We start from the raw sequence: 24,225 nt of genomic DNA, 5'->3' as shown, positions 1-24,225 counted from the left end.
ATCGCCACAACCACGCGTGTTGCACCCTGCCCGAGCAATGGCTCAGGCCGCTTGGCGGCTTTCACGAAGTTGCTTGACGGTACGGCCGTAGCCACCCTCTTTGAGGTAAGAGGTTTCCTGCGCGGTGAAGCTGCGCGAGAGAGCTGCGTTGCGATAGGGAAAACGGCCAAACTGGCGGATCACTTCGCGATGCGCGCGGGCATGCAACAGGTTGCTGTCGCGGCTTTCCGGCATCCGCTCACACATCAAGCGCACACAGCGATCCTGATCACAAAGGTTTTCGGAGTGCATCAGCGGCAGATAGAAGAACTGCCGCTCGGGCGCTTCAATGCGCATATCCCAACCCTTTTCAATCGCGCTTTTCGCGGCGGCCAGCGCGACCCGGTCGCTTGAAAACGCCTTGCCCGTATCGCGGAACATGTTGCGCGGAAATTGGTCTGTAAGGATCAAAAAAGCGAGCGCATCGGTGGGATTGGTCAGCCAATGGCTCAGCCTTCCGGCCTGCGCGTCATTCCAAAGCTCTTCAAAGCGGGCAAGGATATCGGCATCCAAATCTTCAGAACTGTTGTACCATCCGGCCGGACCGATGTCTTCCAACCAGAATTTCAGTACGTCTTCGGGTCCTGTATTTGTGCCAGTCATCCCGCACACTCCTTTGCCGCAATTTGGGCGATTCATTAAAGTTAAGAACGTCTTACCGCAAAAGCCTAGTCACGTTTTATGTCATCCGCGACATCGTTATCGCTATCAGAGGCGTTTTTATCTGCTTCGGCGTTTTCTTGGGCCGCCTCTTCGGCGGCTTCCTGTTCTGTTTCAATGATATATTCCTGCGCGATCTCCACGGCCACGGCAGTGGCCGAGGGGTAGATCGGCACGTAGTTGCCCGTCTCGTCGACCGGAATCGCGGCACGCTGCGTCTTACGGTAGGAGGCATAGCCAGCCAGAGCCACGAAAAGCACTGCCGTAAACAAGTAGAACCCCCCCGGCCCAAGCGCGGTGCCCATCATCCAACCTGTTATAACCGGACCCAATACAGCCCCTAAGCCGTTGATAAACAACATCCCGCCCGAAGCTGCGGGCATGTCCTCGTGGTCTAGAAAGTCATTGGTATGGGCCATGATTAGGGAATACAGCGGATTCGACATGCCGCCGACGACAAAGGCTGTCGCAAGCAGGATCGGAAAGATATGCCCCAGCATCATCCCAACGATAGAGCCCCCGCCCCCGATCAGCGCCGTGATGACGATCAAGCTGCGTCGGTCCATTCGGTCCGAGATCCAGCCAATGGGATATTGCAAGATCACGGAACCGACAAAGAAGGCCGCGACAAAAAGTGAGATCTGCGCAACGCTCAGCCCCGCTTCGGCCCCATAAACAGCCGCCATGCCGAATTGGGCTGAGAAGACCCCGCCCAAGAGAAACATGCCGACGCAACCGAGCGGAGAAGTCTCCATCAGTGTGCGAAGGCTCATCGGTTTGGTGGTGCCAAAGGGCGGCGTGGGGCTGATCGACAATAGGATTGGCGTCACCGCTATGCTCACCAAGACGGATGGAATGACAAAAAGCACAAAGCCCGAGGGGTCAGCAGTCAGCAACAACGCTTGAGCGATGACGATGCCGAGTGTTTGCACGATCATATAGGCCGACAGCGCCTGCCCCCGGTTTTCATTGGTGGCGGCGTTATTCAGCCAGCTTTCCGCCGTGACATAGACAGCGGAAAAGCAGAACCCGATCAGCACGCGACCGACCGACCAGACGATGATATTGGGGAACGTGGGGTAAATGATCATCACGGCAGAAATCAGCGAGGCAAGCGCGGCAAAGACTCGAACGTGACCAACCCGCCGGATCATTCCCGGTGCCATTCGCGAACCGCCAAGGAAACCGACAAAATAGGCGGACATAACGATCGACATTTGAAAGGTCGAAAACCCTTCGATGCCGCCGCGAATGCCCAGCAAAGTGCCCTGCATGCCGTTGCCGACCATCAAAAGGCACATGCCCAGCAAGAGCGCCCATGCGCTTGAAACCACTTGAATCATCGGTCAATTCCTTGTTCGCCCAGACCCTCCCATGGACCGCAATCGCAGGCTAGTCACCCCCTAGTGCGACATTCAAGCGGGTTTTTGCGCCTTCGGCAGCAGAAGGGAGGAGTCGCCATACGAAAAGAAACGGTATTTCTCGGCAATGGCATGGGCATAGATGTCTTTGACCTGCTGCACGCCCATCAGGGCCGAGACCAGCATCATGAGGGTCGATTTGGGCAGGTGAAAATTGGTCATCAGCCCGTCGGTTACATTGAATTCGAACCCCGGTGTGATGAAAATATCGGTGTCGCCTTCCCAGGCGGTTATCTGCCCGCCACGCGCCGCAGTCTCGATCAGGCGCAAAGCAGTGGTGCCCACGGGGATCACCCGCCCGCCAGCCACGCGGGTCGCTGTGATCTCTTCGGCAGCCTTGGCGCTGACCCGCCCCCATTCGGCGTGCATCTTATGTTCGGAAATGTCGTCAACCTTGACCGGCAGGAAGGTGCCCGCGCCGACATGAAGCGTCACGTGGCTAAACTCCACGCCCTGTGCCGCCAGCGCCGCCAGCAGCGCCTCGTCGAAATGCAGCGAGGCCGTCGGGGCCGCAACCGCGCCTGCATGGCGGGCAAAGACGGTTTGATAATCAGTCATGTCTTGCGCATCAGCCGCACGTTTGGCGGCGATATAGGGCGGCAGCGGCATAGCACCTGCGGCGTTCAGCGCGGCATCAAAATCATCGCCCGTGCAATTGAAACGAAGATGCCCCTGTCCGTCTTCGACCGCCTCCAATTTTGCGCGTAGGGCGTCGGTGAAGATCACCTCTTCCCCGATCTTCAGTTTGCGCAGCGGCTTGATTAACGCTGACCAAGTGCCGTCACCACGCGGTTCAAGTAACGTAACTTCGATCTTCGCCTGCACGGCCCCCTGCGCCGAGGCACGGTGGCGAACGCCGCTCAGCCGCGCAGGGATCACGCGGGTATCGTTCAGCACCAAACGGTCACCGGGGCGCAGCCAGTCGGTCAAATCGGTCACGCGACGGTCATGCAGCACAGCGCCATCCGCAACCAATAGCCGCGCGGAAGAACGCGGATTGGCGGGGCGCGTGGCGATCAATTCCTCAGGCAGGTCAAAATCGAAATCAGAAAGTTTCATGCGGCATTCCTGCTGGTCTGGCGGGCGTGGGTCGCCCCGGCGCTTAGCGGTCCTCTGGCACTCGGGCAACCGGATTCGCTGGGCCCTGCACACGCGGCGCGGCAGGTGGCGGGCTACGGAACAGCTCCCGGAACATCCCGGGCGTCAGGGCCGACAGCGGATTGACCGAGACATTGGGCTCTTTCGCTGGGCCATTAAGGCTGTAATTGAAACCAATCAACCCCTCGCCCTTGCGGGTGAACAACGACCCGATTCCGTTCACCAGATAGACCGGGGACACCACGCCCTGCATGTCGATTAACCCACTGTCGAGCGCATAGACTCCTTCCATCGACAAGCCCAAGGACGCCCCTACGGCGCTGGCTTCGATCAATGTCAGGCGGTTCGGGGTCAGGCGAAAGTTCGCTTCGACGTCATCGAAATAGATCCCATCGCCATTAAGTTCGTTGATCAGCCCCACGACCGAAATCGCATTAACCAGTGCGGCAATCCCCGGCGCGTCTTGTATGCCCACCTCGCTTACACTGAGTTGCCCATCAAAGGCCCCGCCCGATCCCACCGGCAGCAGGGTCAGCGATAGGTTTCCGCCCACCACCTGTTTGACCAACCCAGCCGAACGCAAGATCCCGCCCGCATCGCCTGAGACCACGCGCACCGCGCTGCGCCCGCCTTGGGGCAGCACCCGGCCTTGCACAGGTGTGCCGCCATTCAGCTGCGCAGTGAACGACCCATCCATCCCCTCGGCAGTGTCGAATGTGCCCGATAGGTTGGTGAGAGAAATTGTATCGGTGATCTGCAACCGATCCAGCGCCACGCGCATCGGTGGTCCGGCCTGCCCCTGGGAAGGCCCGAACTCTGCGCGTCGCATATCAAGTGTGCCGCCGCCCAGCACCACCTGCACCGGATTGCCCTTGCCACGCCCGATAAGTTGCACGGGGATATCAAGCCAGTCGCCGCGCCGCAGGCGGTCGATCCGCACACGGTCAAGCGCACCGCCGGGTTTCAAGTCTATCGATCCGGCAAGCCTCAGCCCCGGTGCGGTGAGTTGAAAGGCGTCGATGTTGGGCGTCTCTCCCAGCCGTCCGGCCAGCCGCAATTCGCCCTTGGTGCCCGGCGCTTTACTCCATGAAAGTTGCGGGACAGAAATGCCCACCCCCGCGAGATTGCTTTGCAGCGAGAACCGCGGCGCTGTGCCCTTTTTCAGATCCACCGCGATTTGCCCCGTGCCGCTGCCACGAATGCTGCCGGGCGGTAGGACGATGCCAAAAGCCTCTAGCCCCGTGGGGGTCAGCGCCACCTGCGCGGTAAGCTTGCTTTCGTCCGATCCCGGCCCAATGGCCTGCGACCATTCCCCGTCAAAGCCTACCCCGTCGATCCGGCCCGCGCCCCCGATGGTGATACGGTCGTTGTTGGCGCTGATTGACAGCTTGCTGGCCTGAAGGCTGCGATCCTTGACCAAGGTATCGGTCGACAAAGACAGCAGTTCCCCCGCAAAGTGATAGCGCACATCCTCGGGCTTGCCGCCCTTTTTCAGCGGCAGCGCCAGCGTGCCATTCAGCACCGCCTCACCATCCGCAAGTGTCACTGGCAGCCCTGCTTTATCCATCACCTGCATCGGCGGTTGGTTCAGCAGCGACAGCGCAGCGGTCAGGGTCGACCGGGTATTGAGGCGGATCACCGATGGGCTGCCGTCCTTCACACGCACGTCCGGGATAATGAAAGACGATCCATCCAGCGTCACCGCCCCACCCTGCGGTGCGATCACCTCGCCCGCGTCCACCGTCACAACCAAACGGTTGTTGAGCAAGCTCATATGCCCGCTGCCGTCGGTGATATGCGGCAAGGTCTTGAGGAAACGCACCTCGGCCCCAGCATAGTCAAAGGCCACATAGGTCTGCGGCGGTGCATCTGGGTCCATGCGCAGGGCCAAATCAAGGTTGCGCATCCGCCCCCCATGCAGGTTCTCATCCAGCCATTTGCGGGTCTTGGGTTTCACCGTTTCAGGCCAAAGGGTCAGCAGCCGCTCTGGGTTCAGCCGGTCCATCCGACCATCAAGCGACAGTTTCCAACCCTCGGGCGCGGCCAGCAATTCGCCATCAAGGCGAAGGCTGCGGCCCTGATCGCTGACCTCCAACCGTCCCAGCTTCAGACGAAAAGGATCAAGGCTGAGTTGGAAGTCGATGTCCGCCTGATCCAGCGCCACAGGCTCGGGGTAGAGTTCGGCAGGATTGGCGCGCAGATCGCGCAGGGTAAACTGCCCCACCATACGCCCCGGAATACCGCCCGTGACATCACCCAACTGCGAACTGCCCGTGATGCTGCCAGAAACCCACGGGCTGTCGAGCGACATCTCGTCAAAACGCAAAAGCTGGCGTGCGGGATCATAGCTAAAGTAGCTGCGCGCGCCGTCAAAGGGGATTGGCGTGGTCTGGGGATTGGGCTGCAACGCGCCCTTGCCGATTTGCAGCGAAGCGTTGATCGGCGTAAAACTGCCCGCGCTGTCGATCCCGCTGCGCACCGCGCCGGAGATATTGGCGCGCAGCACCTCAAGCCACGAAAACGCCGGGCCTTGGGCTGCGATATCACGCGCGTCGATCCCATCAAAGGTCACACCAAAGGTCGCGGCGTTCTGGCCAATTTGGCTGCTGTAATTGGCGGTCAATGTGGCCACCCCGGCGCCCCCGCTTAGCACTGCAAGGTCGGCAGATAGATCAAGCTGATCACCACTACGCGACAGGCGCAGCCGCCCTCCATCACCGGTCCATGCTCGGCCAGCACGGACATCTTCAAAACGCAGCGTCAGGGCGCGCAACTCGACCGATCGCAGGGCGGAAAGCGCAGGCGCTGCCAGCACCTCGTCAATCTGGCCGATCAACTGGGGCAACGTCGCGGCCTCGCGTTCAGGCGGGGCGATCCCGGCCCCGGCGGAAAGGCTCACCCGTCCGTCCGCGCCCCGGCGCAGATTGGCCACAACGCCTGACAATGAGATTTCTCGCGGTTGCGCCACGCCGCGCAACAATGACCGCATCGACAGGCTGGCCTTGAACTCATTGAAGCTGACGATCTCGTCGCCTTCGGGGGTGGTGACAAAGATGTCTTGCAGGCGCACACGAGGCCGCCAGCCCTCGTCGACGACAAACTCCATCGCGCCAAAATCCACCCGCGCCTGTGGCAGGGCGCTCGCGATCCGCGCCTCGATCCGCTCTTGCACCCAAAGCGGCGCAGGGATCGGACGCCCGGTGAAATAGATCGCCGCCCCCGTCGCCAGCGCCGCGAGTAGCACCAGCACCGCGACCGACGCGATCCCCGCACGGCGGCGCGACCTGCGGCGGGTCGGCCCTTCGCCTGTCGGCGCAGGCGGGCTGGAAGGGGATGGGTCGCTCATCGGGCTCCGGTTCGGCTGGGGCGGCTTTGACGTTGTCAAATCAGATGCAGTATGACAGCCCTGAACGACCCTTCACAAGCCAAAGGAACCGCCCCATGTCGCAGATCGGACCGCAGCCCGGCCAACCGGCCCCGGATTTCACCCTTCCCGTGACCGGCGGTGGCGAGATCACGCTCTCTTCCTTACGCGGTGCGCCGGTGGTTCTGTTCTTCTACCCGCGCGATGACACGCCCGGCTGCACCAAGGAATCGATCGGCTTTTCCGAACGTTTGCCCGAGTTCGCCGAGGCAGGCGTGCAGGTCTTCGGCATCTCGCGCGACAGCATGGACAAACACGACAAATTCGCCACCAAACACGCGCTGACGGTGCCGCTTTTGTCCGACACCGATGGCGCGGTGACCGAGGCCTATGAGGTCTGGGTCGAGAAGAACATGTACGGCAAGAAATCCATGGGCATTGAACGCGCGACCTATCTGATCGACGCAAATGGCAAGATCGCGCAGGTCTGGCGCAAGGTGAAGGTGCCCGGCCATGTGGATGCCGTGCTCGACGCGGTGCGCGGCGCATGATGCCGCTCGCGGAAATGGCCGAGGCGGTGCTGCGCACGGCGGATGGGCGCGAGAAGACGGCACTGTCTCGGAAATTCGCGGCGCAGTGGCTCTCGGCCCGGGAGGCCGGTGAACGCCCCGAGGTGGGACGCGCCGACCCGCCGTTGCACCCTGCCCGGCCCGCCAAGCCCGAATTGCTGAGCCCCCGCGAGGTGCCCCGCCGCCGTCCCGGCACGCCCGAGGGCCGCGCGGCGCTATTGCATGCCGTGGCACATATCGAGTTAAACGCCGTCGATCTTCATTGGGACGTGATCGCCCGTTTCTCACATGTGCCGCTGCCTTTGGGCTTCTATGACGATTGGGTCAAAGCGGCGGATGACGAATCCAAACACTTTAACCTGATGTGCGACTGCCTTGAGGAAATGGGCAGCCATTACGGCGCGATGCCCGCCCATGCGGGCATGTGGCGCGCCGCCGAAGATACCGTGGATGATCTGATGGGCCGCCTTGCCGTTGTGCCGATGGTGCTAGAGGCGCGCGGCCTTGATGTGACACCGGGCATGATCAAGATTTTTCGCAATGCTAAAGCCGATAGCGCAGTGGCCGCGCTTGAGACGATCTATTCCGAAGAAGTTGCCCATGTGGCCTATGGCAGCAAGTGGTTTCACTTTCTCTGTGGGCGTCATGATGAAGACCCGAAAGACCGTTTTCACGCCCTCGTACGCAAGTATTTCCATGGCGATTTAAAGCCGCCCTTCAACGAGGAAAAGCGTGCCGAAGCGGGGATTCCTCCTGACTTCTATTGGCCGCTCACAGCTGATGGTGCATCAACAAAGACCTAAGCCCAGTTGAGCAAGTGGTTGGAATAGGCGGATTTTTGCCAATCGCTTGCCGTAATAAACAGGGGAATGGGGGATTGCCGCGCAGGCTTGGGGCAACAGGGTTGCCCCATTTGAAACCACTGGCTATTGACGTTGGGCGCGGTCCGGGAGAGCCCTCCGCGTCGACGGGACGGGACAAAGGACGACAACGTGCGCACACGGATTGCCATCAAGACGCATGCTCTGCTTGAGCATTACTTTCCCGAACGCCGCGTCTTTCTGAAATCCGACAGCGACACCCGTTTCATCCGCCTCCGCCCCGGCACCCAGATTATCGGGCTCGCAGGCTCTGCCTTTCTCGTGTCATGGGCCATCATCGCTACAGCGATCATCCTGATGGACAGCATCGGCTCGGGCAATTTTCGCGAGCAGGCCAAACGCGACCAGCGCACCTATCAGGCCCGGCTAAACGAGCTTTCCGCGCAGCGTGATCTGCGCGCCGAGGAGGCACTGGCCGCCCAGGATCGGTTCAATGCCGCCCTGACTCAGATTTCCGTTATGCAGTCCGAACTGTTGTCGTCCGAGACCCGCCGCCGTGAGTTGGAGACCGGGATCGACGTGATCCAGTCCACCCTGCGCGACACGATGAAAGACCGTCAGAAGGCCCGGTTAAAACTGGCCGAACTGGAAGGCAGTCTTGAGAATGGTGAGGCAGGAAGTGTTCGCGCCGACGCGGATCAAGCCCCGACCGATTTCCTTGCCCAAGCGCTGGCGCGCACTGCCGCTGAGCGGGACAAGGTTGTCGTTGATGCCCAAGACGCCCTGCTGCAAGCCGATGAGATGGCGCAGGAAATTGCGCTCATGCGCGATCAGAACGATGCCATTTTCCGCCAGCTTGAAGAAGCGATGAGCGTTTCGGTTGCTCCACTTGATAAGATGTTCCGCAGCGCGGGCATGCCCACGGACAGCATTCTTGCCACTGTGCGCCGTGGCTATTCCGGTCAAGGTGGCCCGATGACGCCTTTGTCTTTCACCACCCGTGGTGAGGAATTAAGCCCAGACACGCTGCGCGCCAACCGTCTGCTAAACCAGATGGACCGGCTGAACCTTTACCGGATCGCCGCCGAAAAAGCGCCTTTTGCGAACCCGGTCAAAAACGCTTTCCGTTTCACCAGCCAATTCGGCTATCGCCGCGACCCCAAGACGGGTGGACGCCGGATGCACAAGGGTGTCGACTTTGCCGCTGGCATGGGCACGCCGCTCTATTCCACCGCCGATGGTGTGGTGATTCACGCGGGCTGGTCATCGGGCTATGGTCGTCTGGTGAAGATCCAGCACGAGTTTGGCATCGAGACGCGCTATGCGCATATGTCCAAGCTTCGCGTGAAAGTTGGTCAAAGAGTCTCGCGCGGACAGCATATCGGTGATATGGGTGCCTCAGGACGGGTCACCGGTGTTCATCTCCATTATGAAGTCCGCGTAGGTGGCAAAGCTGTCAATCCCATGATCTATATCAAGGCTGCAAACGATGTTTTCTAAAAGCAAAATCAATGATCCCGCGCCCAGTGATGCCGATGCCAACAAGCCGGCCTCTTCCGGTCATGCCCCGGCCCCCACTGCGCCAAAGCAGAACGAGTTCAAGGCCAGCGCGCCCAAGGCAAAGCCGCCTGCCTCTGTTCTGTCCTCTGATCTGCATGTGACCGGCAACATGAAAACCACCGGCGATATTCAGGTCGAAGGTACTGTAGAAGGCGACATCCGCGCGCATCTGCTGACCATCGGAGAGACCGCGACGATCAAAGGCGAAGTGGTTGCCGACGATGTGGTGATTAATGGCCGTATCGTGGGCCGCGTCCGCGGCCTTAAGGTCCGCCTGACATCCACGGCCCGCGTTGAGGGTGACATCATCCACAAGACCATCGCAATCGAATCCGGCGCGCATTTCGAAGGTTCCGTGCAGCGGCAGGATGACCCGCTGAACCCCGGTGCGAAATCCGCACCCGCGCAGAAGCCGAACCCTGCGTCCTAAGATTTCGGCAGGCTAAACATTCGCAGGCGTCGCAGGGAATGCGGCGCCTGTTTGCTTTTGGGGGGACGGTCTAGGCTGCGCCCTGCCCGCTTCGCCAATATCAATAGCTTGGAATATGCACCCCGCTGCGCTGCTGGCAGACCACTGGCGATAACGCTCATTTCATCACGGCCTGAGCTGGCCGGTGCGCGGGGTGAGCAAGCCCACCCCACGCGATGCTAGTCGGGACGTTACTCAGTCACCGTGACCTTCTGCATCACGTCCGGCGTGCCCACGACGGCGCCGTTCGGGCCGGTGCCGCGTTTGATGGCGTCGACCACGTCCTGCCCTTCGGTGACCTTGCCGACGACGGTGTACTGACCGTCAAGGAAAGGTGCCTCATCGAACATGATGAAGAACTGGCTGTTGGCGCTGTCCGGGCTTTGGCTGCGGGCCATGCCGACGATGCCAGCCTCATAGGCTATGTCCGAAAACTCGGCCTTGAGGTCGGGCTTGTCAGAGCCGCCCATGCCAGCGCGCGCGGTGTCGCCGCCGGATTTGCCGAATTGCACATCGCCGGTCTGGGCCATGAAACCATCGATCACGCGGTGAAAGACCACCCCGTCATAAGCGCCTTCTTTGGCCAGCTCGGTGATCTGTGCGACATGGGCAGGTGCCACATCTTCCAGCAGGTCGATCTTGACGGTGCCATTGGACTCACCCGCGACTTCGATCTCAAGCCCGGTTGCCGCAGCCGCCGTGCCAAGGATCGCCAGTACAGCGCTGGTGCCTGCGATCTTACGCATCTGCGGCCACCTTGACCGAGATCATGCGGTCGGGGTTCGCAGGCGGCTCGCCACGGGTGATCGCATCGACATGCTCCATGCCCGAGATGACTTGCCCGTAGACGGTGTACTGACCGTTGAGGAAGTCGTTGTCTTTAAAGTTGATGAAGAACTGGCTGTTGGCGCTGTCGGGGTTGGCCGAACGAGCCGCACCAATAGTGCCACGGGCATGGGGCACCTTGGAGAATTCCGCAGGCAGGTTCGGCAGGTCCGAGCCGCCGGTGCCAGCCGCGCGGAGGTTGAAGTTGTCTTCCATGTTGCCGTTGGCTACGTCGCCGGTCTGGGCCATGAACCCTTCGATCACCCGGTGGAAGGCGACATTGTCGTATTTGCCAGCGCGGGCCAATTCCTTCATGCGCTCAACGTGCTTAGGTGCCAGATCGGGCATCAGCTCGATTGTCACTGTGCCGTCTTTCAGCTCCATCAGGATGGTGTTTTCGGGGTCTTTGATATCGGCCATAGGGCATTCCTTGTGTTTGTCTTTGCCAAATACCTAAGGAGCTTGGCGGCGATTGCCAAGCCGCGCATTGACGTGGGGCCCGATAACAGCAAAACACAGCGCAAGAGATTGGAATGGGAGAAGACCGATGGGCTGGAAATCACTGGACGACATGGACCTGAACGCCAAGCGCGTACTGCTGCGGGTCGACATCAACGTACCCGTAGAGGATGGCCGCGTGACCGATGCCACGCGGATTGAGCGGATCGTGCCCACAGTGAACGACATTCTCTCGCGCGGTGGCAAGGTGACACTGCTGGCGCATTTCGGGCGACCTAAGGGCAAGGTTGTCGAGGAGATGAGCCTAAAACAGGTCCTTCCCGCACTGGAAAACGCTTTGGGTCGTGACGTGGCCTTTGTCCCGTCGCTTGAGGCCGCAGCTGGGGCGCAGGATGATCTGCAACTCATGGAAAACATCCGGTTCTACCCAGGTGAAGAAGCGAATGATGCAGAGTTCGCCCAACGCCTAGCTGATCTGGGTGATGTCTATTGCAACGACGCCTTCTCGGCTGCGCACCGCGCCCATGCATCGACGGAAGCGCTGGCGCGGCTGCTGCCCGCCTGCGCCGGCCGTTTGATGCAAGCTGAACTTTCGGCGCTAGAGGCGGCTTTGGCCAAGCCAGAGCGCCCGGTGGGTGCCGTTGTTGGCGGGGCCAAGGTCTCGACCAAGATCGCGTTGTTGGAAAACCTCGTGAACCGATTGGATGTGCTGGTGATCGGCGGCGGTATGGCGAACACCTTCCTCGCCGCACTTGGCGCAGATTTGGGCAAATCCTTGGAAGAGCCTGACTATTACAGCACCGCCAAAGACATCATGGCGCAGGCGGACAAGGCGGGTTGCCGGGTGATCTTGCCCGTTGACGGTTTGGTCGCGCGCGACTTTGCCAAAGGTGCCGCGCATGAGGTGGCCCAATTGGGCCCCGACGCGAAATTGGCCGCCGATCAAATGGTGCTGGATGCGGGCCCCGATACTGTCGCCCTTGTCGAGGCCGCTTTTGCCGGGCTGCGCACGCTGATCTGGAACGGGCCAATGGGGGCCTTTGAGATCCCGCCGTTCGACACTGCCACTGTTGCTGCCGCCCGCGCGGCGGCCCAGCAAACCCGCGATGGCACGCTGACCTCGGTTGCGGGTGGTGGTGACACGGTTGCGGCACTTAACCAAGCGGGTGTGGCGGATGACTTTACCTATATCTCCACTGCGGGGGGCGCGTTCCTGGAATGGATGGAAGGCAAAACCCTGCCCGGCGTCGCGGCATTGGGCGGATAAGTCACGCCTGCCAAAAAACTGGTTAAATTCCTATGGCATAGGCGCGCGAGGGGTTCCCCTGAGCGAATCGCCTGTGTCATAAAGGTTTCACGCCCGTTAAGAGGCGACAGAGGCAGAGACATGACGCGCACCACCCGCCCCGCATTCGGCACCTTACTGTTCTTCGCGATTGCCTTCGCGTTGAGCCTGTATTTCACCTTTGCCGCCGTGCAGGGTGATTTTGGCCTGTTCCGCCGGACCGAGATCGTGGCCGAAAACCAAAAGCTGGGCGCGCGGCTGGAAGAAGTTCGGGCTGAGGTGGCTCGGATGGAAAACCTCACCAAGCGCCTGTCTGACGATTACCTTGACCTTGATCTGTTGGACGAGCGTGCCCGCAAGGTTCTGGGTATGGTCCGCACCGACGAGATCGTCATCCGCTAAACGCTCCCTACCCCCACGATGGGGTTGCAATTCATTCTCGCTTCTGGCCCACTTTGGCTTGCCAGAACTGGCCTGTGCGCCAGTTTACAAAGTCTCTCGCAATCCATTCAGGAATGCGTTAGGGAATAGTTTAACGCTAAACTACTTTTGGCATCTGACCAGAGCCGACGGAGGAGACGTCCATGGCCGTGAAGAAATCGAGCAAGAAACCCAATGTCTCTGCGGAGGAGTTAAGCAACTATTACCGCGACATGCTGCTGATCCGGCGGTTCGAAGAGAAAGCCGGGCAACTTTACGGCATGGGGCTGATCGGCGGGTTCTGCCACCTTTATATCGGCCAAGAAGCGGTTGTTGTCGGCCTTGAGGCCGCGGCTGAGGAAGGCGACAAACGCGTCACCTCCTACCGCGATCACGGCCATATGCTGGCCTGTGGCATGGACCCAAACGGCGTCATGGCCGAACTGACGGGCCGCGAGGGTGGCTACTCCAAGGGCAAGGGCGGCTCGATGCATATGTTCTCGAAAGAGAAACATTTCTACGGCGGCCACGGTATTGTTGCGGCGCAGGTACCTCTGGGCGCGGGTCTGGCCTTTGCTGACCAGTATAAAGGCAACGGTCGCGTCACCTTCACCTATTTCGGCGACGGTGCGGCGAACCAAGGCCAAGTCTATGAGACTTTTAACATGGCCGCGCTGTGGAAACTGCCGGTGATCTTCGTGATCGAAAACAACCAATACGCCATGGGCACCTCGCAGCAGCGGTCGACCTCCTCGGCCGAGATTTGGGAGCGCGGCAAAGCCTTTGGCATCCCCGGTGAGGCGGTCGATGGGATGGACGTGCTGGCGGTGAAAGAGGCCGGTCAGAAGGCCGTGGCCCACGCCCGCGAGAACGGGCCGTATATTCTGGAGATCAAGACCTACCGCTACCGCGGGCACTCCATGTCCGATCCCGCGAAATACCGCACCCGCGAGGAAGTGCAAAAGATGCGCGACGAGCGTGACCCGATTGAGTCGGTTCGCACCCTGCTGCTCGAAGGTAATCACGCCAGCGAAGACGACCTCAAGGCCATCGACAAAGAGATCAAGAAGATCGTGAACGAGAGCGCCGATTTCGCCAAGGAAAGCCCCGAGCCTGCGCTCGAAGAGCTTTGGACCGATATCTACGCAACCGAAGTTCCGCAGGAGGCCGAAGCCTGATGCCGCATTTCGAGATCCACGCAAGCGACGTCGCGGCCGCCAAAACTTTCTATGCCGGATTGTTTGGTTGGGAATTTTCTCCCATGGAGGGGGGCGAAGACGCTTCCTATCACCTGATCGAAGGCCGGGACATCGGCACGGGCAAAGGCCTGACCGGTGGCATGATGACACGCGGTGACGCGACCCCAACTGCTGGCGGCCCGATCCGTGGCGGCACCATGACTTTTGAGGTCGAAGACTGTGACGCCCGCTATCGCTGGGCGCTTGATAACGGCGGGGCCGAGGCCCTTCCCCCCACAGATTTTCCGGGCATCGGCCGCTGCGCCTATGTCGAGGACGGCCAAGGCAACGTCGTCGGAATGATTACTCCTGCGGAGAAAAACTGATATGGCAACCGAAATTCTTATGCCCGCCCTCAGCCCTACCATGGAAGAAGGCACGCTGGCCAAATGGCTGGTCAAGGAAGGCGATGAAGTCTCTTCTGGTGACATTCTGGCCGAGATCGAAACCGACAAGGCCACGATGGAATTCGAAGCCGTGGACGAAGGCACCATCGGCAAAATCCTGATCGAGGAAGGCACCGAAGGCGTGAAGGTGAACACCGCTATCGCCGTTCTGCTGGAAGAAGGCGAAAGCGCCGACGATATCGACAGCGCGACATCGGCCCCCGCCGAGGACAATGGCGAGGACGCCAAACCCGCACAGGCCAAATCCTCGGACGACGGCGATAATGAAGGCGGGCGCGCCACCCCCGCCGAGGGCAAGAAACAGCCCGAGCCCGACACCAGCCCCGACTGGCCCGAAGGCACGGCGATGAAGCAGCAGACCGTGCGCGAAGCGCTGCGCGATGCCATGGCCGAAGAAATGCGCCGCGACGAGGATGTGTTCCTCATGGGCGAGGAAGTGGCCGAGTACCAAGGCGCCTATAAGATCACCCAAGGGATGCTGGACGAATTCGGCCCCAAACGGGTGATCGACACGCCGATTACCGAACATGGCTTTGCCGGGATCGGTGTTGGTGCGGCCTTTGGCGGTCTCCGCCCGATTGTCGAGTTCATGACCTTCAACTTCGCCATGCAGGCGATGGACCAGATCATCAACTCTGCGGCCAAGACGCTTTATATGTCCGGCGGCCAGATGGGCGCGCCCATGGTCTTCCGTGGCCCCAACGGCGCGGCGGCCCGCGTCGGCGCGCAGCACTCTCAGGACTACGCCGCTTGGTTCATGCAGATCCCCGGCCTCAAGGTCGCGATGCCCTATTCGGCGAGCGATTACAAAGGCTTGATGAAAACCGCGATCCGTGACCCGAACCCGGTGATCTTCCTTGAAAACGAAATCCTCTATGGCCGCAGCTTTGACGTGCCGGATGTCGAGGATTACACCGTCCCCTTCGGCAAAGCCCGCATCTGGCGCGAAGGCTCAGACGTGACCATCGTCAGCTTCGGCATCGGCATGACCTACGCGCTGGAAGCCGCCGAGAAACTGGCCGAGGACGGGATCGAGGCCGAGGTCATCGACCTGCGCACCCTGCGCCCGATGGACACCGACACGATCCTGAAATCGGTGATGAAGACCAACCGCTGCGTCACCGTCGAAGAAGGCTGGCCGCAGGGCTCCGTCGGTGGCTACATCAGCGGCGTGATCATGCAAGAGGCGTTTGATTATCTCGACGCCCCGGTCATCACCTGCACCGGCAAGGACGTGCCCATGCCCTATGCTGCCAACCTTGAAAAACACGCGCTGGTCACCACCGACGAGGTGATCGAAGCCGTGCGCAAAGTCACTTACCGGTAAGGAGCGGATCATGCCCACAGAAATTCTCATGCCCGCCCTGTCCCCCACGATGGAGGAAGGCACGCTCGCCAAATGGCTGGTCAAGGAGGGCGACGAAGTCTCCTCTGGAGACATCTTGGCTGAAATCGAGACCGACAAGGCCACGATGGAGTTCGAAGCCGTCGACGAGGGCACCATCGGCAAGATCTTGATCGAGGAAGGCAGCGAGGGCGTGAAGGTGAACACACCAATCGCCGTGCTGCTCGAAGAAGGTGAAAGCGCCGACGATATCGATACATCCTCCGCCCCGGCCAAAGAAGAGAAGCCTCAGGCCGAAGCAGCGCCCAAAGCAGCCGAAGCCGAGACGCCCGAAGCGGGCTTTGGCCGTGGTGCGACGGATGCGAATGACGCACCGACCAAGAGCGACGCCAAAGCCCCCGCCGCCCCCAAGGACGACAAGGGCGAGCGCATTTTCGCCTCCCCCCTCGCCCGCCGGATCGCCGCCGACAAGGGGTTGGACCTGTCGCAAATCGACGGCAGCGGCCCGCGCGGTCGGATCGTCAAAGCGGATGTCGAAAACGCACAGCCGACTGCGGCAAAATCCGACAGCGCGGCACCTGCCAAAGATGCCGCCCCGGTCGCCCAAGCCGCTGCCACCGGCCCCTCTGCCGATGCGGTCGCCAAGATGTACGAAGGCCGCGAGTACGAGGAAGTCACCCTCAATGGCATGCGCAAGACCATCGCCGCGCGTCTTACCGAAGCCAAACAAACCGTGCCGCATTTCTACCTGCGCCGCGACATCCAGATCGACGCGCTGCTTTCCTTCCGCAGCGATCTGAACAAGCAGTTGGAAGCACGGGGTGTGAAGCTTTCAGTCAACGACTTCATCATCAAAGCCTGCGCGCTGGCCCTGCAATCGGTGCCCGATGCCAATGCTGTCTGGGCCGGGGATCGCATCCTCAAGCTGAAACCCTCAGATGTGGCCGTTGCCGTGGCGATCGAAGGCGGGCTTTTCACGCCGGTCCTACAGGATGCCGACACCAAGTCGCTCTCGAACCTCTCGGCGCAGATGAAAGACCTTGCCACCCGCGCCCGCGACCGCAAGCTGGCGCCGCATGAATATCAGGGCGGCAGCTTTGCGATTTCCAACTTGGGCATGTTCGGCATCGACAATTTCGATGCGGTCATCAACCCGCCGCATGGCGCGATCCTTGCCGTGGGGGCGGGTGTCAAAAAGCCGATCATCGGCAAGGACGGAGAGATCACCGCAGCGACGGTCATGTCCGTAACCCTATCGGTCGACCACCGTGTCATCGACGGTGCCCTCGGTGCGCAGCTGTTGAATGCGATCGTCGAGAACCTCGAAAATCCGATGATTATGCTGGCCTAAGGCCCGCACTCTACGAAATAAAAAAGCCGGGGCATGCCCCGGCTTTTTTATTGCAAAGCTGGCGTCTGGGCCTATTCGCTGTCCGGCCCAAAAAGATGGTTCATCGACATCGACGGCTGATCGCAGCCCGCCTCTCCCACGATCCGCGCCGGAATCCCGGCGACAGTTTTGCAGGCAGGCACAGGCTCCAGCACCACCGAGCCCGCCGCGATCCGGCTGCAATGGCCGATGGTGATGTTGCCCAACACCTTCGCGCCTGCGCCAATCAAAACGCCGTTCCCGATTTTGGGGTGACGGTCCTCTTCTTCCTTGCCGGTCCCGCCAAGGGTCACCGAATGCAGCATCGAGACGTTGTCGCCCACCACCGCCGTCTCACCGATGACGATGGAATGCGCGTGGTCAATCATAATGCCCTTGCCCATCTTGGCCGCCGGGTGGATATCAACGCCGAAAATCTCGCTCACCCGCATTTGGATGAAATAGGCCAAATCGCGTTTGCCCTTGGCATAGAGGTAATGACCAACCCGGTAGGCCTGCACCGCCTGATACCCTTTGAAATATAGGATCGGCTGCAACAGCCGATGGCAGGCGGGATCGCGGTCATAGATCGCCACCAAATCAGCGCGCGCTGCGGCGACGAGGTCGGGGTCTTCGGCATAGGCTTCTTCTACCATTTCGCGCACGACCATCATCGACATCTCGTTCGACGACAGCTTCGCAGCGATGCGATAAGAAAGCGCGTTCTCGATGGATTTATGATGCAGGATACAGGCGTGAACAAAGCCGCCGATCAACGGCTCATCACGCACCGCATCTTCGGCTTCTTGCTGAATTTGGTCCCACACCGGGTCCACTTTCGAGATATTTCTGCGTGTCTGTGCCATGTCACGGGCTCCTTCGCTCTGCCGCTAAGGTAGCTCATGCAATAGCGCAGGACCATTTGTAAATCCGCCCATGCTCAAAAACGTGATAACGCGGGGGCTTACCCCGGCACCGCAAGGCGCGTTGCCAACCCCGCGCCATAGGTTGCAGAAACCTGCGCGACCGTGACCTCTAATGTACCGCTGATACCATCGCTTGCTTGCTCGGCACGGCTGTAGGTCCAAGTGGGCGCAGTAAGCAGCACCTCTCGCAGTTGCTCCGTGCCATCAAAGACCCGTAGAAGGTATTGTTCGTTCTCCTCACCAAGCGGCACGTCCGGCCCCTCCCACGGATCGCCGTCAATGCGTGTCCGACGCACCCAACTGATCGCGATGTCGTCATTCGGCGCGACTTTTGCGCGCAGATGACAAGGGCTGAAGGGGCGCAGGCCTTTCCCGTCGAAGGCTTGAACCTGGTGCACATAGGACGGATCATCCACTGGTCGCCGTGCCGGGCCAATCCGGTAGTGCTGCGCCACCCGCCGCAAATGTGGGCTGAGTTCAACTTGTTGCGGCGTGCCGTTCATCAGGACAAAAGTCGACCCCGCAGGCCAAACCTCCGGCATCAACCCATCGCTGCCCGCCTGCCCGCGCAGACGACCCTTGAGCCAATAGGTCAGCGGAGCGACAAGCTGTGCCTCCTGAAACTGAAACAACTCCCAATTGCCGGTACTGCCATCACCAATGACGGCAAGGTTCGCGCCGTTCAACAGCGCCTCCTTACTAACCGATTCAAGCGTGCCATTGGTCAGTTCAACCTCCAGCACCGGCCCCGCATCCGGCAGCCCGGGCCGCGCCGTATAAAGCGGCGATCGTGTAACACCTATGATTGATCGGCTGGGCACAATGGCGTTAAGCGCGTAATTTGCATCCACCGTCGAGCGATAGACCGCGACGGATCCCGGCCAAGTCGCTGCGGTAACAGCGAGATGCGGCGCATGTGGCACTTCATCACCCCGCATTAGTGGCAAATCCATAAATTGGGGCCAAACGGGCAGCGGAGGTACAAAAGGCCGCAGGCTTGCCAGCTCTTCCTCAAGCGGTGCGGGATCATAGACTTCGGGTTCGATCCGGGTGGCCTCTATCAGCATGGCCCCGACCTGTTCAACGCGGTCAATCCGGTAGCGCCCCGGCCCCTCTGCGCCGTCGCCCGGCAGTTCGATCACATCCCCGACACCCACAGCCATCTGCGACGGCGGCAGACATAGCCGTAACGTTTCGCGTGCGATGCGCGCTTCGGTCAGCCAACGCTCGGCCACCTGCCGCCCCTCGCCGCGTGTCAGCGCCATGTTTAGCTCGGTGCCGCTTACCGCGTGGGTCGCCTCGTCCGCCAGAACCGCCTCTTCCGAGATCGCGTCGAAATCCGCATCTGCCTGAACAAAACGCAATCGCACACGCCCCGAAACCTCGGCCTCCGCCTCGCGCAACTGTTCGGTCAAACCGTCAAGGTCAGGGCTTACGGCTAACCGATCACGGTCAATTGGCGCTGGATTCGCCCCATCTCGCAGGCGGAAGTGCAGCACGCCATTGCGTTCAATCGCGTCGAACCCATAGCGCAGCATAAGCGGTTGCAACGCCGCGCGCGCTTCGCTGACCTCGGTCACCGCATAGCCGCGCACGTAGCCGAACAGCTGTGACGTATCGAAATGCTCCACCCCCGCCCTGCGGCAAATCTCACTCACAACCGAAGCGAGCGACCGAGCCGAGGCACGTCCATTCAGCCAATGGCCTCGGCTGTAATTCTCGCCATCACTCCAAAGATCGACGTTATTGGGGAAGAATGGAAAGGGCCGCGTATCCCAAACCCAAACAAACGCTCGGGACATATCAAGCATCGGCCCGCTATATTCCGTTGAGGTCGGATTATGCGCCGGATCGCGCCAGTATTCCGACATTGCACGCAGATATTGCATCTGCATCAGATCGTCCCGCGCGCCCGTAGAATAATGCGGCAATGCGCTTTCCGAACTCTTCAAATCAAGGAATTTGTTGGGTTGGTTCGCCCCTTTGTCGACCGCGGCACAACCATATTCTGTGAACCAAATCGGCTTCGACATCGGCTGCCAATCCGTTGGCGCGGCTTGGCGCTCTCCGCCTATGCGCTGATGGTGATGTTTCTCCCACCAATTTCGCAGGTCCTTATAGCGGTAAACCCAAGGTTCATCATGTGCCCCATCTGTAATCGGCGTGCGGATCTGTGCGGCGCGGGCCTCGGGCGAATGGTAGTACCAGTCATAGCCCTCGCCACCTTCGATGTTGGATTGCAGATAATCGACATCATAGATGGCGGGCCATTGCGCTCCATCCAGATGCCCCGCCTCATCCCGCCAATCGGCCAGTGGCATATAATTGTCGATACCAATGAAATCGATGTCCTCGTCGGCCCAAAGCGGATCAAGATGGAAGTAGAGATCGCCGCTGCCATCCTGTGGCTGATAGCCGAAATACTCAGACCAGTCAGCGGCATAGCTGATTTTGACCTCTGGCCCTAACAATGCACGCACCTCTCGCGCCAGCATCCGCAATGCCACCACAGCGGGAAAACTATTCGCCGTCCCACGTATCTGCGTCAGCCCGCGCATTTCCGAAGATATGCAAAAGGCCTCAACCCCGCCTGCCGCCGCGCAAAGCGCCGCATAATGCAGAATAAACCGCGAAAGGGTCCATTCCTCAGGGCCATTGTAGCTTACCGTGCCCTGCGTAACCGCAAAATCCGCCGCCGTGACACTGCCGAAGAAGGCGCTCACCTCTGCATCTGCCGTTACCGTGCCATCCGGGCCGCCGGGGCGCCCCGGCGCCGCCGAGAGGGTGATCCGCCCCCGCCATGGCAGGCGCGGCTGGTCTTGCGCATCACTGTAGGGGTCCGGCAAGCCGTTGCCTACGGTTTGATCCATCAAGATGAACGGGTAGAACATCACAGCCTTGCCTGCCGATTTGAGCGCTTGAATGGCCTCGATGACCGCCGCATCCGCAGGCGTTCCGCCATAGATCGGACGCTCATTTTGCTGGGCGATCACCTCCGCAGTTGCACGCGTCACGCCAGACACCTGCCAAGGCATGTTCTCCCCATCAATGGCCGGGTCTTCTACCTTGGGCCGCAGACGACATTCCCCACACCGCAGGTCACTGCCGAACCAAGACACAACGAGAGAGGCCGCCTCTAGATTTGGCAACTCTTCCGTCATATTTTCCAACGCCACGGAAAAATCTGTCTTTGCGGCGGGCGTGTTCACATTTGCGCTCCAGCGACTGCCGGGACCATCTGAATAATGCACCGGCGTTGTCGCGAGCGCATATTCTCCCGTGCCGGGGATCAAAGCGACACCTTGAACCCCAAAGGCAGGCACATGCTCCCATCCCGGCGCGGCGGGCTGCTCAGGTCGCATCACCTCGAAAGAAAACTGCGGCACGCGGTTACCGAATTGCGCCAGTGGCAAATTCTCCATCACTACATAGGCCGTGCCGCGATAGGCAGGCACCTGATCCGCCCCCTCAATTGCGGCCATGGTCGGGTCAGGCTGCTGGTCTGGCTGGCCCAAATAGACACGCATGTTCAGATCATCAGGGGCAATTTCCACCCCATCGGCCCAGATGCGACCTACGCTGGTGATTTCCCCCTCACAAAGCCCAATGGCAAGACTGACAGTGTAGCTATAGTCAGTCGTTTTCGGCGTCGATGGACCACCTTTACCACCGCCGCTAACATTGACGGTCTCTTGGAACTGCGAGGCCCAAATAACATGACCCGCCAACCGTAGCCGCCCGTAAAGCTGAGCGATCGCAGCACCTTCGCCTGAGCTGGTTAGCCGGAAACGATCGACCTTGCCTGTCGCAACGGCCTGCCCACCTTGACCCAGCAACCGCTGGTCTACCAAACGTCCCAAGGTTGCGCCAACCGCACGGCCCACCGCGACTGAAGACAGCCCCGCCAGCGTGCCCCCAATAGAGCCGCCAACCGCTGCACCCGCTGCCGAAAGAACAATCGTCGCCATCAGGAGACCTCCTCAGGAAATATGAAACGCGCCACGATGCGCCGCTGCCAAGGTGCGCTGAGCGGGCTTTCAACCACCCCATGCCCTGCATAGGCATGAATGAAACTTGGGCGATCACCGATGCTTGCCTGCACCCCAAGATGTTTTGCCACCGCACCTTGACGCATCCGAAAGAGCAACACATCACCTCGCGCGGCCCCATCATCGCCCTTTGCCGTCATATGCCGTAGTGCCGCCGCCCAAAGTTGCTCTTCGCCCTGCGGCTCGGACCAATCCATCGAATAGGGCGGCACTGCCTCAGGCTCGCAGCCTAGCAACTCGGACCATACCCCCCGCAGCAGCCCAAGGCAGTCGCAGCCCGCCCCCTTGGTCGCGGCCTGATGCACATAGGGCGTGCCGATCCACTGCCGCGCAGCCCAGACCAGCCTTTCGCCAGCCGCACTCATCTGCGAGAACCGCCGCCGTTGGCTCCGTCGGAACGGGGCACCGCCATCATCCAATCTTCGTTCGGGAGATCGGGAAAACCTTGGAAATTTATCAGATTGTTGAACTTTAACCGGCAGGTTTCCATCCGCTTGTCGCAGCCCGCTGTGAGCCGTACCGCCGCGCCTTCTGGCAGTGGCCCGCGGATCGGCTCCCATAGCTCAACGACACGCTCCGCCCCTTTGAAGTAATCCAGCTTGATCATACCCCAAAGCCCTGCCGCCGGACCGTCGAGTACATCCAGCCTTCCGCGGGCAAACCAACCCTCTTCAAACCCCAGAAATGCACCCCAGCGAAAGTACTGCGCCTCTTGCGCGGCCTCAATCACCCGCTCAGCGATGTAGCCCGATGTGGAAAGGTCAAAGCGGCATTTGCCATCGCCCAGAACCGCCGAACAAGGCTTTTGATAGACACGTCCTAAGGGCCGATTCAGCGGTTCGGTAAGCCCGCGCAACTCAGCCCGAAAACTGCCGCCTGCGCGGCGTAATTCGCCAATGGACCCGCGAAACTGTAACACCCGTTGTGATGGCTCCGCCCAGTTTACCAGCCACGCTTGTACCTCCGCCCGACCAAAGCGCCCCTGTTCAATCTCATCCTCACGGATCGCATCGTCACACAGCGCGCCAAGCGCTTCGGTATTATCAACAGACAAGCCACTGGTCTGCGCCAGTGCCTGCGCACTCAGCCCTGCATTCGCCCGGTACGTAACACCATCAAAATGCAGCGCCACGTCATGGTCGGTAGATGCAAACCCCACCCCATCGCGGCGCGTTACTTGCCAGCAATGACAAAGCGTCGTGACACCGCTGGCGATATGCCCAGCAAATCCGGCTTCTATCCCCGCCCTCACACCCGCACCTCAATCACTGGAACGTTCGGCACCTGCCCGGCGTGAAAACTTTCTACCGACGTAAGAATGCGGTCCGTATCAAAACGCACCGGCACATCGAACTCAAATCCCGCAAAAATTTCCATCCCGGGATCAGGCGGGTGGGCGAAGGTGATGATCCCCGTGCTGGCGTCGACCTCATATTCCACACCTTCTTGCAACTCATCCTGCTCCACCCCCACACGCACTGTACCGACGACTGGTTTGATGATCGGACGGCGGTAGCTCTGCGCGCCCGAACGGTAAGTCTTAACGATCTGGAAGCTGGCCGAGGCCCCGTCGCCGCGACCAATACTCTGATCATCAAAGGCCACCGGAAGCGCCGCCTTGCCCGACTTGAAGTCGGCCCAATCCTTCCAGCGGAACCCATACATCTGCCCCATACGCGCTTCAAAGAATGCAATCAGTGTTTGAATGTCATCAATGGATCGCATCCCCAGCCCTGCATCATAGACACGACGCGAGTGTGCCCACGGCGTGTTGCGCTCCTCATAGCCATTGGCCAGCGTCACCACCTCCGTTTGTCGCTGTGGCCCGCCGACCGAGCCGAAGCTCAGCGAGGGTGGAAATCTGACATCGTGAAATTGCATGGTCTGCTCCTCTCGTTCTT

21 protein-coding genes are annotated in these 24,225 nt (G+C 60.4%); 10 read left to right on the top strand and 11 right to left on the bottom strand.

Features of this window, described 5'->3' with window-relative positions; translation table 11 throughout:
- Positions 1-42: 42 nt before the first annotated feature.
- The 4 genes from BM229_RS01790 to BM229_RS01775 all read right to left on the bottom strand — a co-directional run bounded on the left by BM229_RS01790 (position 43) and on the right by BM229_RS01775 (position 6,564).
- A complete protein-coding gene (locus BM229_RS01790) occupies positions 43-642 on the bottom strand; it encodes a DUF924 family protein (protein WP_093925988.1) in 600 nt (199 codons plus the stop codon).
- A gap of 65 nt (positions 643-707) precedes the next feature.
- Complete coding sequence (locus BM229_RS01785; protein ID WP_093925987.1) at positions 708-2,042, bottom strand: MFS transporter; 1,335 nt, start codon at positions 2,040-2,042, stop codon at positions 708-710.
- Positions 2,043-2,114: 72 nt separating this feature from the next.
- Positions 2,115-3,179 carry a tRNA preQ1(34) S-adenosylmethionine ribosyltransferase-isomerase QueA gene (queA, locus tag BM229_RS01780; protein WP_093925986.1) on the bottom strand — a complete coding sequence of 355 codons (1,065 nt, stop codon included), beginning with the start codon at positions 3,177-3,179 and terminating at the stop codon, positions 2,115-2,117.
- A 43-nt stretch (positions 3,180-3,222) separates the two neighbouring features.
- Positions 3,223-6,564 (bottom strand): YhdP family protein, encoded by a 3,342-nt coding sequence (locus BM229_RS01775; RefSeq protein WP_093925985.1) that lies wholly within the window; start codon positions 6,562-6,564, stop codon positions 3,223-3,225.
- Positions 6,565-6,659: 95 nt separating this feature from the next.
- Between BM229_RS01775 and BM229_RS01770 the strand changes: the two genes are divergently transcribed.
- From BM229_RS01770 to BM229_RS01755, 4 genes are all read left to right on the top strand, one after another.
- Complete coding sequence (locus BM229_RS01770) at positions 6,660-7,133, top strand: peroxiredoxin (RefSeq protein WP_093925984.1); 474 nt, start codon at positions 6,660-6,662, stop codon at positions 7,131-7,133.
- On the top strand, positions 7,130-7,954 hold the full coding sequence (locus BM229_RS01765) for a ferritin-like domain-containing protein (protein WP_093925983.1): 825 nt from the start codon (positions 7,130-7,132) through the stop codon (positions 7,952-7,954). The genes BM229_RS01770 and BM229_RS01765 overlap by 4 nt, the downstream gene beginning before the upstream one ends.
- Positions 7,955-8,143: 189 nt before the next feature.
- A complete protein-coding gene (locus BM229_RS01760; RefSeq protein WP_093925982.1) occupies positions 8,144-9,472 on the top strand; it encodes a M23 family metallopeptidase in 1,329 nt (442 codons plus the stop codon).
- Positions 9,462-9,962, top strand: a complete 501-nt coding sequence (locus BM229_RS01755; protein ID WP_093925981.1) for a bactofilin family protein — start codon at positions 9,462-9,464, stop codon at positions 9,960-9,962. The genes BM229_RS01760 and BM229_RS01755 overlap by 11 nt, the downstream gene beginning before the upstream one ends.
- 230 nt (positions 9,963-10,192) lie before the next feature.
- Here BM229_RS01755 and BM229_RS01750 read toward each other — a convergent pair whose 3' ends face one another.
- Positions 10,193-10,747, bottom strand: a complete 555-nt coding sequence (locus BM229_RS01750) for a peptidylprolyl isomerase (RefSeq protein WP_093925980.1) — start codon at positions 10,745-10,747, stop codon at positions 10,193-10,195.
- Positions 10,740-11,246: a peptidylprolyl isomerase gene (locus tag BM229_RS01745; protein WP_093925979.1), complete on the bottom strand. Its 507-nt coding sequence runs from the start codon at positions 11,244-11,246 to the stop codon at positions 10,740-10,742. Before BM229_RS01745 ends, BM229_RS01750 begins: the two co-directional genes overlap by 8 nt.
- Before the next feature lie 127 nt (positions 11,247-11,373).
- Here BM229_RS01745 and BM229_RS01740 point away from each other — a divergent pair, with 127 nt between their 5' ends.
- From BM229_RS01740 to BM229_RS01715, 6 genes are all read left to right on the top strand, one after another.
- Positions 11,374-12,552, top strand: a complete 1,179-nt coding sequence (locus BM229_RS01740; RefSeq protein WP_093925978.1) for a phosphoglycerate kinase — start codon at positions 11,374-11,376, stop codon at positions 12,550-12,552.
- Positions 12,553-12,672: 120 nt separating this feature from the next.
- Positions 12,673-12,972 (top strand): FtsB family cell division protein, encoded by a 300-nt coding sequence (locus BM229_RS01735; protein WP_093925977.1) that lies wholly within the window; start codon positions 12,673-12,675, stop codon positions 12,970-12,972.
- 182 nt (positions 12,973-13,154) lie between these two features.
- Complete coding sequence (pdhA, locus tag BM229_RS01730) at positions 13,155-14,168, top strand: pyruvate dehydrogenase (acetyl-transferring) E1 component subunit alpha (protein ID WP_093925976.1); 1,014 nt, start codon at positions 13,155-13,157, stop codon at positions 14,166-14,168.
- Positions 14,168-14,554 carry a VOC family protein gene (locus BM229_RS01725; RefSeq protein WP_093925975.1) on the top strand — a complete coding sequence of 129 codons (387 nt, stop codon included), beginning with the start codon at positions 14,168-14,170 and terminating at the stop codon, positions 14,552-14,554. The genes pdhA and BM229_RS01725 overlap by 1 nt, the downstream gene beginning before the upstream one ends.
- 1 nt (position 14,555) lies before the next feature.
- Entirely contained in the window at positions 14,556-15,962 is a 1,407-nt protein-coding gene (locus BM229_RS01720; protein ID WP_093925974.1) for a pyruvate dehydrogenase complex E1 component subunit beta, read from the top strand.
- A gap of 10 nt (positions 15,963-15,972) precedes the next feature.
- Positions 15,973-17,331: a pyruvate dehydrogenase complex dihydrolipoamide acetyltransferase gene (locus BM229_RS01715; RefSeq protein ID WP_093925973.1), complete on the top strand. Its 1,359-nt coding sequence runs from the start codon at positions 15,973-15,975 to the stop codon at positions 17,329-17,331.
- A gap of 71 nt (positions 17,332-17,402) precedes the next feature.
- Here BM229_RS01715 and cysE read toward each other — a convergent pair whose 3' ends face one another.
- The 5 genes from cysE to BM229_RS01690 all read right to left on the bottom strand — a co-directional run bounded on the left by cysE (position 17,403) and on the right by BM229_RS01690 (position 24,205).
- On the bottom strand, positions 17,403-18,215 hold the full coding sequence (gene cysE / locus BM229_RS01710) for a serine O-acetyltransferase (protein ID WP_093925972.1): 813 nt from the start codon (positions 18,213-18,215) through the stop codon (positions 17,403-17,405).
- 98 nt (positions 18,216-18,313) lie between these two features.
- Positions 18,314-22,243, bottom strand: a complete 3,930-nt coding sequence (locus tag BM229_RS01705; protein WP_093925971.1) for a baseplate multidomain protein megatron — start codon at positions 22,241-22,243, stop codon at positions 18,314-18,316.
- Positions 22,243-22,689 carry an NlpC/P60 family protein gene (locus BM229_RS01700; RefSeq protein WP_093925970.1) on the bottom strand — a complete coding sequence of 149 codons (447 nt, stop codon included), beginning with the start codon at positions 22,687-22,689 and terminating at the stop codon, positions 22,243-22,245. The genes BM229_RS01705 and BM229_RS01700 overlap by 1 nt, the downstream gene beginning before the upstream one ends.
- Positions 22,686-23,576, bottom strand: a complete 891-nt coding sequence (locus BM229_RS01695; RefSeq protein WP_244152089.1) for a DUF2163 domain-containing protein — start codon at positions 23,574-23,576, stop codon at positions 22,686-22,688. The genes BM229_RS01700 and BM229_RS01695 overlap by 4 nt, the downstream gene beginning before the upstream one ends.
- Positions 23,573-24,205 (bottom strand): DUF2460 domain-containing protein, encoded by a 633-nt coding sequence (locus tag BM229_RS01690; protein ID WP_093925969.1) that lies wholly within the window; start codon positions 24,203-24,205, stop codon positions 23,573-23,575. The genes BM229_RS01695 and BM229_RS01690 overlap by 4 nt, the downstream gene beginning before the upstream one ends.
- Between the last annotated feature and the right edge of the window lie 20 nt (positions 24,206-24,225).

The organism is Sulfitobacter dubius (assembly GCF_900113435.1).
Classification (GTDB): Bacteria; Pseudomonadota; Alphaproteobacteria; order Rhodobacterales; family Rhodobacteraceae; genus Sulfitobacter; species Sulfitobacter dubius.
Note: the sequence above shows the minus strand (reverse complement) of the source record. Positions and strands in the feature narration are given on the sequence as shown.

Excerpts from the sequence above, each read along its gene's own strand:
- BM229_RS01775 (WP_093925985.1), bottom strand. The coding sequence starts at position 6,564 with ATGAGCGACCCATCCCCTTCCAGCCCGCCTGCGCCGACAGGCGAAGGG.
- BM229_RS01740 (WP_093925978.1), top strand. The coding sequence starts at position 11,374 with ATGGGCTGGAAATCACTGGACGACATGGACCTGAACGCCAAGCGCGTA.
- BM229_RS01700 (WP_093925970.1), bottom strand. The coding sequence starts at position 22,689 with ATGAGTGCGGCTGGCGAAAGGCTGGTCTGGGCTGCGCGGCAGTGGATC.
- BM229_RS01705 (WP_093925971.1), bottom strand. The coding sequence starts at position 22,243 with ATGGCGACGATTGTTCTTTCGGCAGCGGGTGCAGCGGTTGGCGGCTCT.
- BM229_RS01790 (WP_093925988.1), bottom strand. The coding sequence starts at position 642 with ATGACTGGCACAAATACAGGACCCGAAGACGTACTGAAATTCTGGTTG.
- BM229_RS01785 (WP_093925987.1), bottom strand. The coding sequence starts at position 2,042 with ATGATTCAAGTGGTTTCAAGCGCATGGGCGCTCTTGCTGGGCATGTGC.
- BM229_RS01725 (WP_093925975.1), top strand. The coding sequence starts at position 14,168 with ATGCCGCATTTCGAGATCCACGCAAGCGACGTCGCGGCCGCCAAAACT.
- BM229_RS01735 (WP_093925977.1), top strand. The coding sequence starts at position 12,673 with ATGACGCGCACCACCCGCCCCGCATTCGGCACCTTACTGTTCTTCGCG.
- BM229_RS01745 (WP_093925979.1), bottom strand. The coding sequence starts at position 11,246 with ATGGCCGATATCAAAGACCCCGAAAACACCATCCTGATGGAGCTGAAA.
- pdhA (WP_093925976.1), top strand. The coding sequence starts at position 13,155 with ATGGCCGTGAAGAAATCGAGCAAGAAACCCAATGTCTCTGCGGAGGAG.
- BM229_RS01770 (WP_093925984.1), top strand. The coding sequence starts at position 6,660 with ATGTCGCAGATCGGACCGCAGCCCGGCCAACCGGCCCCGGATTTCACC.
- BM229_RS01755 (WP_093925981.1), top strand. The coding sequence starts at position 9,462 with ATGTTTTCTAAAAGCAAAATCAATGATCCCGCGCCCAGTGATGCCGAT.
- BM229_RS01715 (WP_093925973.1), top strand. The coding sequence starts at position 15,973 with ATGCCCACAGAAATTCTCATGCCCGCCCTGTCCCCCACGATGGAGGAA.
- BM229_RS01765 (WP_093925983.1), top strand. The coding sequence starts at position 7,130 with ATGATGCCGCTCGCGGAAATGGCCGAGGCGGTGCTGCGCACGGCGGAT.
- BM229_RS01720 (WP_093925974.1), top strand. The coding sequence starts at position 14,556 with ATGGCAACCGAAATTCTTATGCCCGCCCTCAGCCCTACCATGGAAGAA.
- BM229_RS01690 (WP_093925969.1), bottom strand. The coding sequence starts at position 24,205 with ATGCAATTTCACGATGTCAGATTTCCACCCTCGCTGAGCTTCGGCTCG.
- BM229_RS01750 (WP_093925980.1), bottom strand. The coding sequence starts at position 10,747 with ATGCGTAAGATCGCAGGCACCAGCGCTGTACTGGCGATCCTTGGCACG.
- cysE (WP_093925972.1), bottom strand. The coding sequence starts at position 18,215 with ATGGCACAGACACGCAGAAATATCTCGAAAGTGGACCCGGTGTGGGAC.
- queA (WP_093925986.1), bottom strand. The coding sequence starts at position 3,179 with ATGAAACTTTCTGATTTCGATTTTGACCTGCCTGAGGAATTGATCGCC.